At 46.5% G+C, this 15857-nt stretch carries 13 protein-coding genes; 8 read left to right on the forward strand and 5 right to left on the reverse strand.

Annotated features, from left to right (window positions below; all coding sequences use genetic code 11):
* Window positions 1-5: 5 nt before the first annotated feature.
* From ACK8P5_RS01570 to ACK8P5_RS01595, 6 genes are all read left to right on the forward strand, one after another.
* On the forward strand, window positions 6-758 hold the full coding sequence (locus ACK8P5_RS01570; protein WP_422659256.1) for an ABC transporter ATP-binding protein: 753 nt from the start codon (window positions 6-8) through the stop codon (window positions 756-758).
* On the forward strand, window positions 751-2370 hold the full coding sequence (locus ACK8P5_RS01575) for an ABC transporter permease subunit (protein ID WP_422659257.1): 1620 nt from the start codon (window positions 751-753) through the stop codon (window positions 2368-2370). The genes ACK8P5_RS01570 and ACK8P5_RS01575 overlap by 8 nt, the downstream gene beginning before the upstream one ends.
* 257 nt (window positions 2371-2627) lie before the next feature.
* Window positions 2628-3617: an extracellular solute-binding protein gene (locus ACK8P5_RS01580; protein WP_422661337.1), complete on the forward strand. Its 990-nt coding sequence runs from the start codon at window positions 2628-2630 to the stop codon at window positions 3615-3617.
* A gap of 47 nt (window positions 3618-3664) precedes the next feature.
* On the forward strand, window positions 3665-4759 hold the full coding sequence (phnW, locus tag ACK8P5_RS01585) for a 2-aminoethylphosphonate--pyruvate transaminase (protein WP_422659258.1): 1095 nt from the start codon (window positions 3665-3667) through the stop codon (window positions 4757-4759).
* Complete coding sequence (gene phnX, locus ACK8P5_RS01590) at window positions 4756-5586, forward strand: phosphonoacetaldehyde hydrolase (RefSeq protein WP_422659259.1); 831 nt, start codon at window positions 4756-4758, stop codon at window positions 5584-5586. Before phnW ends, phnX begins: the two co-directional genes overlap by 4 nt.
* Before the next feature lie 142 nt (window positions 5587-5728).
* Entirely contained in the window at window positions 5729-6430 is a 702-nt protein-coding gene (locus ACK8P5_RS01595; RefSeq protein WP_422659260.1) for a methyltransferase domain-containing protein, read from the forward strand.
* A 71-nt stretch (window positions 6431-6501) separates the two neighbouring features.
* Here ACK8P5_RS01595 and ACK8P5_RS01600 read toward each other — a convergent pair whose 3' ends face one another.
* From ACK8P5_RS01600 to ACK8P5_RS01620, 5 genes are all read right to left on the reverse strand, one after another.
* On the reverse strand, window positions 6502-7941 hold the full coding sequence (locus tag ACK8P5_RS01600) for a polysaccharide deacetylase family protein (RefSeq protein ID WP_422659261.1): 1440 nt from the start codon (window positions 7939-7941) through the stop codon (window positions 6502-6504).
* A 186-nt stretch (window positions 7942-8127) separates the two neighbouring features.
* Window positions 8128-8364 carry a hypothetical protein gene (locus tag ACK8P5_RS01605; RefSeq protein ID WP_422659262.1) on the reverse strand — a complete coding sequence of 79 codons (237 nt, stop codon included), beginning with the start codon at window positions 8362-8364 and terminating at the stop codon, window positions 8128-8130.
* A gap of 83 nt (window positions 8365-8447) precedes the next feature.
* Window positions 8448-9425 carry an electron transfer flavoprotein subunit alpha/FixB family protein gene (locus ACK8P5_RS01610; protein ID WP_422659263.1) on the reverse strand — a complete coding sequence of 326 codons (978 nt, stop codon included), beginning with the start codon at window positions 9423-9425 and terminating at the stop codon, window positions 8448-8450.
* Window positions 9426-9597: 172 nt separating this feature from the next.
* Entirely contained in the window at window positions 9598-10365 is a 768-nt protein-coding gene (locus ACK8P5_RS01615) for an electron transfer flavoprotein subunit beta/FixA family protein (RefSeq protein WP_422659264.1), read from the reverse strand.
* A gap of 80 nt (window positions 10366-10445) precedes the next feature.
* Window positions 10446-11036 carry a TetR/AcrR family transcriptional regulator gene (locus ACK8P5_RS01620; RefSeq protein WP_422659265.1) on the reverse strand — a complete coding sequence of 197 codons (591 nt, stop codon included), beginning with the start codon at window positions 11034-11036 and terminating at the stop codon, window positions 10446-10448.
* A gap of 190 nt (window positions 11037-11226) precedes the next feature.
* On the opposite strand from ACK8P5_RS01620, the gene ACK8P5_RS01625 reads away from it, so the two are divergent.
* Together ACK8P5_RS01625 and ACK8P5_RS01630 are read left to right on the forward strand one after the other, a co-directional pair.
* Window positions 11227-13407, forward strand: a complete 2181-nt coding sequence (locus ACK8P5_RS01625; protein WP_422659266.1) for a (Fe-S)-binding protein — start codon at window positions 11227-11229, stop codon at window positions 13405-13407.
* Window positions 13404-15851, forward strand: coding sequence for a 3-hydroxyacyl-CoA dehydrogenase NAD-binding domain-containing protein (locus tag ACK8P5_RS01630; RefSeq protein ID WP_422659267.1), 2448 nt, complete (start codon window positions 13404-13406; stop codon window positions 15849-15851). The genes ACK8P5_RS01625 and ACK8P5_RS01630 overlap by 4 nt, the downstream gene beginning before the upstream one ends.
* The last annotated feature ends 6 nt before the right edge of the window (window positions 15852-15857 follow it).

Here is a 15857-nt window from a genome sequence, read left to right on the forward strand (position 1 = left end):
AACGTTTGCTAAAGCTGCAAAACATACGCAAACAATTCGATGACAAAGTCGTTCTGGAGGATATTGATCTTGTCATCAATACAGGAGAAATCGTTTCTCTACTCGGTCCGAGCGGAAGCGGGAAGACAACATTACTCAATATTATTCTCGGATTAACGAAGCTCGATGGTGGATCCATTATTTTTAACAATCAGGATTTGAGTAGGGTCCCAATGAAGGATCGTGGATTTAATATCGTATTTCAGGACTATGCACTGTTCCCTAACCTGAGCGCTTACGAAAATATCGTATATGCCCTCAAGAATAAGAAGGGTCTGGTGACAGAGAAAGAGGTTCAAGAGTATATCGACTTTTTGGAGCTCACACCTCATTTGAATAAGAAGATTGGGGAGCTATCTGGTGGGCAGAAGCAAAGAGTAGCCTTGGCAAGGACGCTAGTAACGAAGCCCCGAATCTTACTGCTGGATGAGCCGCTAAGCGCTCTTGATGGTGTCATTAAGGAATCGATTAAACAGCGCATCCAGTCTATTGCTAGAGAGTTCAAGCTGACAACGATTATCGTGACGCATGATCCGGAAGAAGCACTGACCTTGTCGGACAAAATTCTAATTATTAACCAGGGCCATATTTCACAATACGGAACACCGAGGGAAATCATCAATCAGCCGAGTAACGATTTTGTGAAGGAATTCATTATCGGTCAGCTACAGATTAAGAGGCACAATATTTATAACTTATTCGGTGAGCAATATGCGTAAGGTGAAGCCCGAAATGCGAGTGATGTACTCACTCATCCTACTGATTTTTGCAGGTTTTCTGCTCGTACCTCTGGCTATCTTGTTCTTTCGATCTTTGCAGACGAGTCAGGGATTTGGTCTCTCGAATTATCTGACCATTCTCTCGAAACCGGAGTTACTTGTTGCCATTGGTAACAGTGTGAAGGTATCAACGGTGACAGCTGTAATCACGACGATTCTAGCATTTACATTAGCGTACGCGATTCACTGCACCAAAATTTATACTCCGATTAAAACCTTGCTACGAACCGGAATCGTTGTTCCAATGCTGCTACCAACCATTACTTATGGGTTCGCGATTATGTATTCCTTCGGGAATCAAGGGCTCATCACCAAAATCGTAGGGCAGAATGTATTCGAAATTTATGGCTTTAATGGACTGCTGATCGGCTATGTGATCTATACGTTGCCGCCAGCCTTCCTCTTAATTCATAACGCATTTAAGTACATTGATAAGAAATTTATTATTGTCTCTAAGTTGATGGGGGACGGAACGCTGAGAAGCTTCAAAAATACCGTGGCTCGGCCGTTATCCGGTTCTCTAGGGGGTGCATTCGTTCTTTCCTTTATCCTAAGCTTTACGGATTTCGGGATACCTGCTTCAGTTGGTGGTACATACTCCGTCGTAGCGACACAGCTCTATCAGGTCATGCTAGGTTCAATACCGGATTTCAATAACGGTGCGGTCATCGCGGTACTGATGCTGATCCCTGCTGTATTCGGGATATGGCTGCTTGGTTATCTCGAGAAGCTGAACTTCCATTATGACAAAACAAGCGAAGTGGAGCTACCGGAGCATAAAGTCAGAGATGTGAGCCTGGGTATGGTATCAAGCATCATTCTACTAGCTATGCTGTCCATATTCGTGGTTATGTTCATTGCGCCTTGGATGAATAGCTATCCTTACGATCTGACATTCACCTTCAAGCATGTGGTCAATGTGTTCCAATCGAGTGATTTATCCGGTGTTTACAAAAATTCATTGTGGGTTGCTGCTCTCACTGCTGTCTTCGGGACATTGATCGCGTACAGCTCAGCACTTCTGAATGTGAGGACTTCCTTGAAGTCGAGATCCTCGCTAGATGTGATATCCATGATGACCAACACCATACCCGGTATGGTGCTCGGGATATCATACCTGCTGCTCTTTAACGGTAGCAGTCTCAAGGGCACATTCGCCATTATTGTACTCTGCAACATCGTTCACTTCTTCACGACACCATATCTCATGGCGAAGAATTCACTCTCCAAAATGAATCCCTCCTGGGAGACGACAGGAGAACTGCTTGGAGATAGTTGGCTGAAGACAGTAAGACGTGTCATCTTACCGAATTCAGCTTCGACGGTGATTGAGATGATCAGCTACTTCTTCATCAATGCGATGGTAACCGTCAGCGGGATTATTTTTCTGGTCTCGGCCCAGACATCGCTAGTCTCTAGCAAAATCAAAGAGCTTCAGCATTTTGCGAAGTTTAATGAAATTTTTGTCTTGTCGATGCTGATCTTCTTCACGAATCTGATCATCAAGGTTGGATGTGATTATGCGCAGAAGAGGAGCTCTGTAAATCGCTAACAAGAAAAGATATTTCTGATCGAAGGAATTAGCTTCAACGGAGCATGCGGAATTATTCTGGAGAAACGGAGTGGTCACCTACAAGTTTTCCACAGGAAAACTGCATCGGAAGCATGTGCTTTGTCATTGGATTTCAACAATTAAACAATCATTCGAAGAAATCCAAAGACAACAGTGATCGGAAGAATAATCCGCATGCGAAGAGATGCATTACTGAAGTTCAGCCTCAAATACAACCACTAAAGGAGATGAATTCAATGTTTAAGACGATGAAGGGTATGTTGTTAACTTTACTGGCTGCAAGTCTGGTACTTACGATGGTCGGATGCAGTGGCAAGGCGGCGGGATCTGACAAGGTGGTCATTTATACGAATGCCGACGAAGAAGCGGTCAGTGCCATGGAGACTTCGCTAAAAAATGGAGGTTTTGAAGGCCAGTATGTCCTTCAGTCCCTCGGAACGTCCGAACTGGGCGGTAAATTGATTGCTGAAGGAAGTAAGATTGAAGCCGATCTCGTGACGATGAGTTCTTACTTCCTCGAAAGTGCACAGAGTAAGAATGCTATGTTCAAAGATCTTGAATTTGAAACGGGTGCTATCGATTCCTACCCTGCCTATTATGCACCAGTGCTTGGTAATACGGGTTCAATCTTTGTAAACACTGAGGTGCTCAAAGAGAAAGGGCTACCTGTTCCAACATCTATCAACGATTTGACGAAACCGGAATACAAAGGTCTGGTATCGATTCCTAACATTATGGATTCTTCAACAGCGTGGCTATTAGTTCAATCCGTGATTAGTCAGTATGGAGAAGATGGAGCAAATGACGTATTTAAAAATCTGATCGCAAATGTAGGACCTCACCTCGAAAGCTCTGGATCTGGTCCGATTAAGAAAGTTCAGGCGGGTGAAGTGGCTGCTGGCTTCGGTCTTCGTCACCAAGCCGTTAAAGCGAAGGAATCAGGCGCACCCATCGACTTTATCGATCCTTCGGAAGGAAACTTCTCGCTTACAGAAGCTGTCGCTGTTGTGAACAAGGATAACGAAACAACAAAATTAGCTATGAAAATGGCGGAGACAATCATTAAAGATGCAAGGGCAGAACTGATTAAGAGTTATCCGGTTGCTCTTTATGAAGGTGAGACGGTATCGGATGTGAACAAGCCGGCACATGCCATGAATTTTGAGAGCCCATTGACTGTGGAGCTGCTTAAGCAGCATCAGGACATTTTCAATGCAGCGAAGTAAGGAAGGTCAGTGGATACCACAGACATTTTGAGGAGGAGCGTGAAGCTATGAATACCTATAAACTTTTAACTCCTGGACCGCTCACGACATCGAGCACGGTAAAAGAGGAAATGCTCTATGATCGCTGTACCTGGGATGATGATTATAAAGGCATTACGCAAAAAATAAGAGCGCAGCTTCTAGAAATTGCAGGTGCGAACGAAGAGGAGTATACGGTCGTACTTATGCAGGGCAGCGGTACTTTTGCAGTGGAATCTGTGTTAACCTCTACCGTATCAGACGAGGATAAGTTGCTTATTATTACGAATGGCGCATATGGCGAGCGTATGGTTAAGATGGCAAGTTATCTGGGACTGAATTATACAGAATATAACGTAGAGTACAATGGATATCCGGTTGAAGAAGAACTAAGAGCGATCTTGAATGAGGATCAGGATATTACGCATATTGCGATGGTACATTGTGAGACGACCACAGGGATCTTGAATCCACTTAAAATGATCTCAAAGCTCTCCACGGCATATGGAACAACACTAATTATCGATGCAATGAGCAGTTTTGGTGGTATTGAGATCGATGTATCAGCGCTGGGAATTGACTATCTTGTTAGCAGTGCGAACAAATGTATTCAGGGTGTTCCCGGGTTTGGATTTGTGATTGCCAAGCTGGATAAATTGGAGGCTTGTGAAGGCATAGCGCGCAGTTTGTCGCTGGATTTATATGATCAATGGAAAGAGATGCATAAGTCCGGAAAATGGCGCTACACCTCACCTACACACGTCGTTGCTGCCTTCTCGAAAGCACTGGATGAGCTGGACGAAGAAGGCGGCGTATCCGCAAGATTTGCGAGATATCAGCACAATAATCAGTTGCTCAGGGAGCGATTGGCACAGTTAGGTATTCATGCATACATCTCGGATGAGAGGCAGTCGCCGATTATTACAACATTTTTATTTCCGAGCGAAGGGTTCAGCTTTGATGCGTTCTATGCGTATGTAAAAGAAAGAGGGTATGTTATTTATCCAGGTAAGCTGACGGATGTGGATACGTTCCGAATTGGGAATATCGGTGAGATCTATGAGGAAGACATTAATACACTGTGCAATGTTATAGAACAATACATGGGAGTGGTGAGCGTATGAACAAAATCGAAGGTGTAATCTTGGATTGGGCAGGTACTGCGGTTGATTTTGGATGTTTTGCCCCTGTGAACGTGTTCGTGGATATTTTCAAAAATGCGGGTATCGAAGTGACGATGGACGAAGCTAGAGCGCCTATGGGTATGCTGAAGATTGACCACATTCGAGCGATGCTCTCCATGCCAAGAGTATCAGCTTTGTGGGAAGAGAAGTACGGAAGAGCATTTACTGAATCGGATGTAGAGCATCTTTACGCTGAATTTGAGCCTGCGCTGATGGCATCTTTATCCGAGTATACCGATCCGATCCCGGGTGTCATTGAGACGGTAGAAGAACTGCGTAATCAAGGATTGAGGATAGGATCAACAACGGGATACACGAACACGATGATGGAGGTGGTTGTATCCAATGCTCAGGATAAGGGCTATAGTCCAGACTGTTATTTTACACCGGATGATACGAACTCTTGCGGGCGACCTTACCCATTCATGATCTATAGAAACATGGAACAGCTTAAGCTATCGGCAGCATGGAAGGTCGTGAAGGTAGGCGATACGACTTCGGATATTCATGAAGGTGTAAATGCAGGTGTATGGTCTGTGGGTGTAGCCGTTGGCAGCTCCGAGATGGGGCTGACCTTAGAGGAATTGAGTGCATTGTCGGCAGGTGAACAGGAAGCTGCGATTGCAAGAACAGAGAAGTCTTTTGTCGCGAGTGGTGCTGATTTCACGATTAGAACGATGCGTGAGCTTCCTGGATTAATTGATCGTATTAATGAGAGAATTGCGGCTGGACAGCGGCCTGGTCATGTTCAATTGCAACTAAAATAATGAGTACACAAGTGATCGCTGAGAGAAATCGCGGCGATTTTGCTATATAGGAGTATTCTCCAGCATATGGTAAAATAAGCAAGCGGAGTCGGCATAGGTGCCGCCTCTTTGCAGCCAATCCCATTAGCTGAGGTGAGAAGAGATGAGTAGAGTTCAGAAGAGAAAGAACGAGTTAGAGCGTATTATTTTTGTTGGCCGAACGTATGAAGAGTATATGCAGATGTTTGATCTTGGATTGCAGGAGCTAACAGGTAAGAACATTCTTGACTGTCCGGCAGGGGCGTGCTCGTTCACCGCGATTGGAAGTGGGAAGGGACTGAATATCACGGCATGTGATATTGCATATGATCATCCTATTGACGATCTAGAGCACAAAGGGCTACAGGATACCGAGCATGCGATCGAAACGATGGAAAGAGCAAAGGATATATTCATCTGGGACTTTTATGAGAATGTACAGGGACTTAGAGGGCATCGTGATCAGGCACTTCGCGACTGCTTGAAGGATATGAGGGAGCGTCCTGATCGGTATGTAGCTGCGACAATTCCAGAGCTTCCATTCAGAGATGGGCAGTTTGATTTGGTTCTCTCCGCGCATTTTCTGTTCATGTACGGGGATCGACTGGATTATGGATTTCATCGTGATGCGTTACGTGAGCTGCTGCGCGTGACAACAGATGAGCTTCGAATCTTCCCACTCGTAGATCTATCGGGTTCGAGGTATGAGTATCTAGATCAGATCATCGCTGAACTGCAGACAGAAGGATTGCAGATTGAGGAACGGCGTGTTCCGTATGAGTTCTTTAGAAATGCTAATTCCATGCTCTGTATAAGGAAGAGTTAGCGACTCTATATATAGAAAAGGCACAGACCTTAGAAAGACTAGGGTCTGTGCCTTTTTGAAATTTAGATACATTATTGATTGAAGTAAGGGCCAATTCCTGAGGATTGATTCAGCTGCAATAATTGAGAAACGGTCACGAATTGGTAACCTTGTTTCTTTAATGATTCGAGCACTTCAGGCAGTGCATCTGCCGTGGAAGGATGGATATCATGCATGAGAACAATAGAGCCTGGTTTGATATGATTTGCAATTTCTTTTTTCACGGCTTGGGCGTTTCGACTTTTCCAATCCAGTGAATCAACAGACCATAGAATGATAGGTGTATTTTGATCTTTTGTTACTTTTTTTACAGCGTCATTAATTGCACCATAAGGTGGACGAAACAGTGTAGGCTTTCTTCCAATCGCACCCTCAATACGTTCTGACGCCGTGGTTAGTTGCTTACGGACTTCGCTTAAACTCATATTTGCCAGATTCGGGTGGCTTTCAGAATGACTTGCGATCTCATGGCCGGCTTCGGATACTTTTTTTGCTATTTTCGGATAGTACTCGACCTGTACACCGAGCATGAAGAATGTAGCTTTTGCATTATACTTTTCTAACGTTTTTAATACTCGAGGTGTTACCTTCGGGTGTGGTCCGTCATCAAATGTAAGTGCCACATATTTTCCTTTAGGATCTAATGGAGCCGGTTGTGGGATAGGATCTTCTTTCGCTTCCTCATCCTTCTGAGAGATATTTAATGTATCCATAAGATCTTTATTCAAGTAATCCCGTAGAGATGTTAAGGGGATGTCCACTTCGATGGTTCCTGCAGCACCAGCTGCTACCTCAAATTTATCAAAGTATAGGCTAAATGCTTCATTACTGATAGACCATTTCCATTTTGAAGTATTGCTCAAGACTTCGTTCAGGAAATCATCGAATACATAATCTGCGACATCCTTTTGTTTCTTTAGATGTTCCTTTACATAGGAACTGATATAATCAATTGCACTTTTATTTAACGTCATAATTTCGGATAAAGGTATAATCTTGTTCTCCGTTGTATTGATATTAAATGCTTTCATCGATGCATTTCCGTTGGCTCCACCGGTGATTTGATAGGAAGTGAACACTAAACTGTACATATGATCATTGATTTTATTCGTATCCACTGTGATATTTAGCTCAGCACGGCGATCGCCGTAAAGCACTTCTTTATTTAACTCTACATCGTGTAGAAATTGTTCTTCTTGGTCATTAATCCACTTTTGAATAGGAGTATTTAGTTCCTTGGTACTGGCGAGAGGACTGCTGATAGACAAGATGTAATGTTTGGATTCTTTGGTTCGCGTTTCAATGTTTAGTCCAGGGTAAGTACTAGATGTAACTTTGATAGTCTCAATATCGTCGTTGTTTCCAGCTGTCACATCTTGCATAATGAGGTTAATTCCGATGATTGCACCAGCCAATAAAAGAACGGCAAATAGCCAAATCGGCCAACGCAATTTTCTTTTTCTTCTGTTCACTTCAAATCATCCCTTAATTTTTTCTAGTCATAAGCTTTAGGCCACTATTAATCGTACTATATATCGCCTATCATTTCAGACGTTAAAATATGGAAATTAATATAACGAAAATATCCTTAACCCGTCCGTGAGACAGGCTAAGGATATTTGATGTGTTTTGTGAAGATTGGCTAGTCTGGGGCGGGGTCATTTCAGCTTGGCTTGGAGGTAAGCGCGAAGTTCCCCGGCGAAATAACCAAGCATAAAGGTAACCATCATGACTAGGAACAGATAATACGTCTTCATGGGTGCCAAGCCGAATGAGATAAATACATCGGAGAGCCAGAAATTATAAGCGAAACTAACACCTAGTACGAGTAGGGCTGGAAAAGTGAGAATGATACGCTTCATGAGAGAGCTTTCTTTGCTTGCCGTAGATTTCATTGTACCTCCTTGAGAACAGTCGTTATATACATAACGTTTCGAAGGAGGAAGGGTTACGGTGGTAAGAGGCAGGGCTACGCTAACTAAGCTAGCACCTTACGGAATTCTTCCATCAGCAGCGGTACGATGTCGAACAAGTCTCCTACAATTCCATAGTCGGCTACCTTGAAGATTGGCGCTTCCGGATCCTTGTTAATTGCGATAATGACACGCGATTGACTCATGCCAGCGAGGTGCTGAATTGCACCGCTAATGCCGCAGGCAATATAGATCTCGGGCGTTACCACTTTGCCGGTCTGCCCGATCTGCAGCGCATAATCGCAATATCCGGCATCGCATGCGCCGCGTGATGCACCTACTGCGCCGCCGAGCAGATCTGCTAGATCTTCGAGCGGCTTGAAGCCGTCGGCGCTTTTCACGCCGCGTCCACCGGAGATAACGATCTTGGCTTCAGCAAGATCGATTTGGCCTGTAGTTTTGCGAACGACATTTTTCACAACGGAGCGAAGGGAGGGAGCTGGATAAGGGATGTCTACGATGCTAGGATCCCCGTCACTTGGCACAGGTGCCGCTGCTGCGATATTGTTCGGACGGATAGTCACAACCCATGGTCCGGACTGGAACGTACGCTTCTCGAACACTTTGCCTGCATATAGGGGGCGGGTAAAGGAGGCTTCGCCATCGTTAATCTCAATGGCTGTAATGTCGGAAATCTGACCAGCATTCAGAGCTGCTGCTGTTAACGGTGCAAGATCTCGCCCTATAGCCGTGTGACCGAATAGTACAACATCCGGCTGTGCTTCATGTAATGCAGCTTGAACTGCTGCCATATAGGCATCCGGAGAGTAGTGCTCCAGATCATCATGTTCGATGGTATAGATGGTATCCACCCCGTAAGGAAGGAAGGCAGAAGCGGCTTCTGCAATATTCGGTCCTACGAGTAAGATGCGAATGAGATCACCGTTTTTTGAGAGTATGCGGGCTGCACTAAGTGTTTCCAAGGCGACCTGCCGCAACTGTCCTCCGCGACATTCGGCGTACACCAGTAGGGTTCTGCTCATAACATGACCTCCCAGATTATAAATGAATGAGTCCATCAATCAAGTCAAAGGGGGTCCTTGTAAGAGGATGGCATGACGGACGGCCCCTAAGCCATACAATCAGAGTAAGTACATGGATAATGAAGCGCATATCACCGGATTCAGAAGTATGATATTAGACTTTGTTATCGGGTTAGATAACCTTAGACTGTGTACGAAGCAAGGATACGAGCTCATGTGCCATCTCTGCCGAAGTACCTTTTAGAATCTGTCCAGCGCTCCGTTCGGGTGGAAGAAATAGTTCTGACTGCTTCGTTGCAGCGATAACATCGTTCTCCGTGATGCCTAGGTCATCTAGCGTAAGTGTTTGGAAAGGCTTCTTCTTCGCTTTCATAATGCCGGGCAGGGAAGGATAGCGCGGTTCGTTGAGGCCTTGCTGAGCGGTGAATAGTGCTGGAAGGGAGAGTTCAATTACTTCAAGGTCACCCTCGGCATCCCGGTGAACTTCAGCTGTACCACCGCTGATAGAAAGCTTCGTGATAGAGCCTGTATGCGGGATACCGAGTAGACCGGCTAAGCGGACGGCAACTTGGCTGGCTCCTCGATCGACAGAGAAGTTACCGCCAAGAATGAGATCGGTCTGTTTGTTCGACAAATACGCATATAGCACTTTGGAGACGGCGTACTCGTCATCAGGTATACGTTCGTCAGAGATAAGAACTGCATCATCTGCGCCCATCGCAAGTGCGGTTCGCAGCGCTTCTGCAGTTCGAGCTGGTCCGACAGCGAGTATGGTCACACTCCCGCCGTGCTCATCGCGCAATTTAACGGCTTCCTCAACCGCATACTCATCGTATGGATTAATGATGAATTTCACGCCATCCTCGGCGATCGAACCATGATCGATCACAATTTTTTCTTCCGTATCAAATGTCTGCTTGAGTAATACGACAATCTTCATCAGATTTCACTCTCCCTTCAATTTGAACATCGAATGCTAATCCATGCTGCTTACTTCGCTCCAGTTGAATTGCCTACTCCTCACTCCTTGCTGGAAATGCCGTGCAGGAAGAAGCCCAGTGTATCATCAACCTGATCGCTTAACGGATACTTGGAGCCTGAGATCAGCCAGGAGGTTACGGCTTCATCCATAGATCCGAAGATGAGGTTACGTACCAGCTTAATATTTAGGCTAGGGCGAAAACAGCCTTCCTCCACACCTTGTTTCAGAATATTCTCGATGAGCACAATATATGGCTTTAGCGCACTTCCAATTTCTTTTCGCAGTTCCAGATCGCTCTGCCGCAGCTCAATCTGTGTAACATAAGCCAGCTCAGGATGGCCCTCAAGCTCAGTAAAGTGGATATAACAGACCTTACGCAGTGCTTCTACAGGGTCAGTAATACCTTCCACGCTCTGGTGGAACTTCTTAACCAGTTCTCCGAGCTTTTCTTGAAACAGGTGGATTAGGATATCCTCCTTACGTTTGAAGTAGAGATAGATTGTTCCATCGGCCACGCCAGCAGCTTTCGCAATCTTCGATACCTGAGAGCGGTGATAGCCATGCTCGGCGAACACTTTCAGGGCGCCCTGGAGTATAAGTTGGTATTTCTCATTTTTTTTAGTGGTCAATATGCTCACCCCGGTGTTAGTATACGTTTAAATTTTATGAATGAATACTCATTCATTTTCTGTTCTCATCATAAAATACGTCATAACCATTGTCAATGCAGTACTTGAAAGCGCTTTATATGTTGTCCTATTTTTGTGGCGAGCTTTGATGGTTGGAACACAGATTATGAAGAGTAAGGGGTTGATAAGGATGATTTGGCAGATCATTAATGCGCTGCTCTTCGCCTTGATCACCGGCTGGGCAGTCTACATGTTCGCTACGGTTGTGTATCGAAGGTATTTGTACATCCGTGTAGGACAGTCTGTGGATCTAGACCGAGAAATGAAGGAGCGACTACGCCAATTTATCATTCAGGTGTTCGGACAGAGCAAGCTGTTCAAGGACCGTAAGAGTGGAATCATGCACTTTGTTGTATTTTACGGATTTATTATTTTACAGTTCGGAGCTCTCGATATTATCTGGAAGGGACTAACCGGTCGCAATCTGCCGATTCCGGGTCACGAAATGTTTATTCTGATGCAGGAAATAACAGTGACGCTCATTCTTCTTGCAATAGGGTACGCAGCATACAGACGGTATGGAGAGAAGTTAAAGCGGTTGAAGCGGGGGTGGAAGCCAAGTATCGTGGTCTTCTTCATTGTCTCACTTATGGCATCTGTTCTGCTGACAATGGCTTTTGAGAGACTGAAGGAGGGACTGCCTGCATCTAGTTTGGCACCCATCTCAACGTCCATTGCCGCCCTGTTTACTTGGATGCCGAACATCTGGGTAACCACTAGCTATTACTTGTTCTGGTGGATTCACCTCATCATTCTTCTTTCGTTTCTCGTTTATGTTCCACAGTCGAAGCACTTTCATCTCATTACAGCACCGATTAACATCCTTGTCCGAAGAACAGAGCCAGCAGGCCGATTAAGCAAGCTTAATCTGGAGGATGAGGAAGCAGAGGAATTTGGCGTTGGTAAGATCGAGGATTTCACCCAAAAGCAACTACTGGATCTCTATGCTTGCGTGGAGTGCGGACGTTGTACGAATGTATGCCCTGCATCCAATACCGGCAAGCTGCTCTCGCCGATGCACATGATTGTGAAGCTTCGGGACCATCTGACGGAAAAAGGCTCCGTACTTACCTCGAGGTCCCCTTGGGTACCTGCTAAAGTGTTTGGCAATTCGGGCATACACCGGATGGAGGTAGCGGATGAATCTCTTGCCGATTGGAAGGGTGAGGGCATAACGGACATCAGCTCAACGATGGCTATTCAGAAGCGTGCTTGGCATCAGGTAGAAGGCGTGAGTCCTCAAGATGTGGAGCTGCTCGGCGGGGTCATGACCGAGGAAGAGATTTGGGCATGTACGACATGTCGTAATTGCGAGGATCAGTGCCCTGTAGCCAATGAGCATGTGGACAAAATTATCGATCTCAGACGTCATTTGGTGCTGATGCAAGGCAGCGTGCCACAGGAAGGACAGCGGGCAATGATGAACATCGAGCGCCAAGGCAATCCTTGGGGCATCAGCCGCAGTGACCGGAGTAAATGGGTAACGGAAATTGATCCAGGCGGAACCCTGGGGCTACAAATACCGACGGTGAAGGAAAATCCAGACTTTGAATACCTCTTCTTTGTCGGTTCCATGGGCTCGTATGACAACCGTAGTCGCAAGATCACACGTGCATTCGTAAGGCTAATGAACGAAGCGGGCGTGAGCTTTGCGATTCTCGGCAATGAAGAGAAGAATTCGGGTGATACACCGCGCCGGATGGGGAACGAACTATTATTCCAGCAGCTGTGCACAGAGAATATTGCGACATTCCAAAAGTATAACGTCAGCCAAATTATCACCGCCTGTCCACACACCTTCAATACGCTAAAAAATGAATATTCGGAGTTTGGCCTTACCGCAGAAGTCATCCACCACACCGAGTTGTTAGATAAGTTGGTGAAAGAAGGGCGACTCACACCAGCCTATGAGGTTCCAGAGACGATTACGTATCATGATTCTTGTTATCTTGGACGTTATAACAACGTCTACGACCAGCCGCGGGATGTGCTGCGGGCCATACCTGGCGTCAAGCTGAAAGAGATGGAACGCAGTCGTGAGAACGGCATGTGCTGCGGTGCTGGCGGCGGGCGGATGTGGATGGAGGAGGACGAAGGAAAAAGGGTGAATCTAGCCCGGACCGAGCAGGCTTTGGCAGTGTCCCCGACTCTGATCAGTTCAGCTTGTCCCTACTGCCTGACAATGCTGGAAGATGGAACGAAGGAGAAGGAAGTAGAGGGAAGTGTGAAGACGAAGGACATCGCGGAAATTCTGGAGTTATCGGTATTCGGTCCATCACCAAACCAAGAAGGGGAGGTTGTAATGAAATGAGTAAGCCTTTAACGAACAAAGGAATTACTGGTTCTGGTGACTTAAGTAGGAATAGGACCATTACCAAGGCTGCCGTTATCGGCTCGGGTGTCATGGGTTCGGGGATTGCCGCCCACCTTGCGAATGCAGGCATTCCTTGTCTCTTACTCGATATCGTCCCGAGATCATTAACCTCAGATGAAGAAAAAGCCGGGCTTACCCTAGAGCATCCTAAGGTGCGTAACCGTCTCGCCGCTACAGCCGTGGTGGGATTGACAAAGGCCAGTACAGCACCGCTGTATACAACGGATTTCGTCAAGCGGATTACACCGGGGAACACCGAGGATCATCTGAATCAGCTCAAAGAGGTGGACTGGATTATTGAGGTGGTTACGGAGCGGCTGGAGATCAAGAAGAGCATTCTCTCCCTTATTGATAGCGTGCGTAAGGAAGGCGCAATTGTCAGCACAAACACTTCCGGTATTTCCGTTAATGAAATGGCAGAGGATTGCAGTGAGGGATTTCGTCGTCATTTTCTGGGTACACATTTTTTCAACCCACCACGTCATATGAAGCTGTTAGAGATTATCCCGGGCCATGATACTGATCCGGAGATTACAGCCTTTATGTCAGAGTTCTGCGAGAAACGGCTTGGCAAGGGTGTTGTGCTGGCAAAAGATACACCGAATTTTATCTCCAACCGGATCGGTACGTATGGTCTACTCATCACACTTCAAGAAATGATCGAGAACGGATATACGGTAGAGGAAGTGGATGCTGCAACGGGTCCTGTGCTCGGGCGCCCGAAGAGCGCGACATTCCGAACGCTCGATCTGGTTGGCATAGATACCTTCGTACACGTAGCGAGAAATGTGTATGATAGCGTACCAGAAGGGGCAGAGAAGGATGCATTTACCGTTCCAGAGGTGATGAAAGAGCTAGTATCCCGGGGGTGGATCGGAGAGAAAGGCGGTCAAGGTTTCTACAAAAAAGTGAAGGGTGAGCATGGCAGCAAAATTTTATCACTCCATGTCTCTTCAATGGAGTACAAAGCTAGCGCCAAGATAAGCTCTCCTTCCTTGGATGCAGCTAAAGCTTCCAAGGGCGCTCGTAACAAAATCAAGGCATTCCTCGGCACAGAGGACCGATACTCGGAACTGGCGTGGAATGTGCTGAAGCAAGTGCTGGTGTACGCTGCGGAGAAACTCGGTGAAATCGCGGATTCCATTGAAGATATCGACAATGCGATGAAGTGGGGCTTTAACTGGGAGCTGGGACCCTTTGAAACATGGGATTTGATCGGCTTGCCGGCATCTGTACAGCGTATGGAAGCAGAAGGAATGACCGTTCCAGCATGGGTCAAGGACTGGATTGCTGCTGGAAACGAGTCTTTCTACCAACAGAAGGATGGAAGGTTATTTCATTATCTAAAGGGTGAGTACACCGGAATCGAGGAGAAGCCAGAGATCATCTCCTTGCAGACGCTGAAAGGTCAGAACAAGATCATTCGTTCGAATACAGGTGCGAATCTGATTGATCTTGGAGATGGTGTTGCCTGTCTTGAGTTCACCTCGCCTAACAATGCGATAGGGGCAGACATTCTGGTGATGATTCAGCAGAGTGTGGAGGAGGTCCTTGCTAATTACCGGGGACTCGTCATCGCTAATGAGGGACGAAATTTCTGTGTGGGTGCAAATCTGATGCTCATGCTGATGGAAGCCCAGAGCGGGGATTGGGACGAAGTAGATGATATTATCCGCTTGTTCCAGGGTAGCATGATGAAGCTGAAAGGGCTTGCGAAGCCTGTGGTGGCAGCTCCACACCGGATGGTGCTGGGCGGCGGTGTAGAAGCTTGTTTACCTGCGGATCGAATGGTGTTCTCAGCTGAAACGTATTTTGGACTCGTAGAGACCGGTGTAGGTTTAATTCCTGCGGGTGGGGGCTGTAAGGAGCTGGCACTTCGTATCAGCGATAGTCAGTCGGACCCTGAGGCTGATTTACAGCCAGCTATTAATAGGATCTTCGAGACCATTGCCTTGGCGAAGACATCCACAAGCGGACATCATGCCATTTCAATGGGATATGGACGGCAGACAGACAGTGTTGTGATGAACCCCGATTATCGCATTTTCGAAGCGAAGCAGACGGTTCTCTCAATGGATCGCGCTGGATATATACCACAGCAGCCAGGTCTTGTCCGCGTTGTCGGACGTGATGGCCGTGCCGTTCTGCATATGGGCGCGCTAGGCATGAGACAGAGCGGATACATTAGTGATCATGATCTCCTGATTGCGAAGAAGCTGGCGCATATTTTGACAGGGGGAGATGTACCTGCAGGTACCGTGGTATCGGAGCAGTATATGCTCGATCTCGAACGGGAGGCATTCCTCAGCCTGCTTGGGGAAGTGAAGACCCAGCAACGCATGCAGCATATGCTCGCAAAAGGTAAGCCGCTTCGTAACTGATGACCC

This window comes from Paenibacillus sp. EC2-1 (genome assembly GCF_049311625.1).
Lineage (GTDB): Bacteria > Bacillota > Bacilli > Paenibacillales > Paenibacillaceae > Paenibacillus_AQ.

Bases quoted from the DNA above. Each gene is read 5' to 3' on its own strand.
- ACK8P5_RS01580 (WP_422661337.1), top strand. From the start codon at position 2,628: ATGTTTAAGACGATGAAGGGTATGTTGTTAACTTTACTGGCTGCAAGT.
- ACK8P5_RS01630 (WP_422659267.1), top strand. From the start codon at position 13,404: ATGAGTAAGCCTTTAACGAACAAAGGAATTACTGGTTCTGGTGACTTA.
- ACK8P5_RS01575 (WP_422659257.1), top strand. From the start codon at position 751: ATGCGTAAGGTGAAGCCCGAAATGCGAGTGATGTACTCACTCATCCTA.
- ACK8P5_RS01610 (WP_422659263.1), bottom strand. From the start codon at position 9,425: ATGAGCAGAACCCTACTGGTGTACGCCGAATGTCGCGGAGGACAGTTG.
- ACK8P5_RS01595 (WP_422659260.1), top strand. From the start codon at position 5,729: ATGAGTAGAGTTCAGAAGAGAAAGAACGAGTTAGAGCGTATTATTTTT.
- ACK8P5_RS01605 (WP_422659262.1), bottom strand. From the start codon at position 8,364: ATGAAATCTACGGCAAGCAAAGAAAGCTCTCTCATGAAGCGTATCATT.
- phnX (WP_422659259.1), top strand. From the start codon at position 4,756: ATGAACAAAATCGAAGGTGTAATCTTGGATTGGGCAGGTACTGCGGTT.
- ACK8P5_RS01625 (WP_422659266.1), top strand. From the start codon at position 11,227: ATGATTTGGCAGATCATTAATGCGCTGCTCTTCGCCTTGATCACCGGC.
- phnW (WP_422659258.1), top strand. From the start codon at position 3,665: ATGAATACCTATAAACTTTTAACTCCTGGACCGCTCACGACATCGAGC.
- ACK8P5_RS01615 (WP_422659264.1), bottom strand. From the start codon at position 10,365: ATGAAGATTGTCGTATTACTCAAGCAGACATTTGATACGGAAGAAAAA.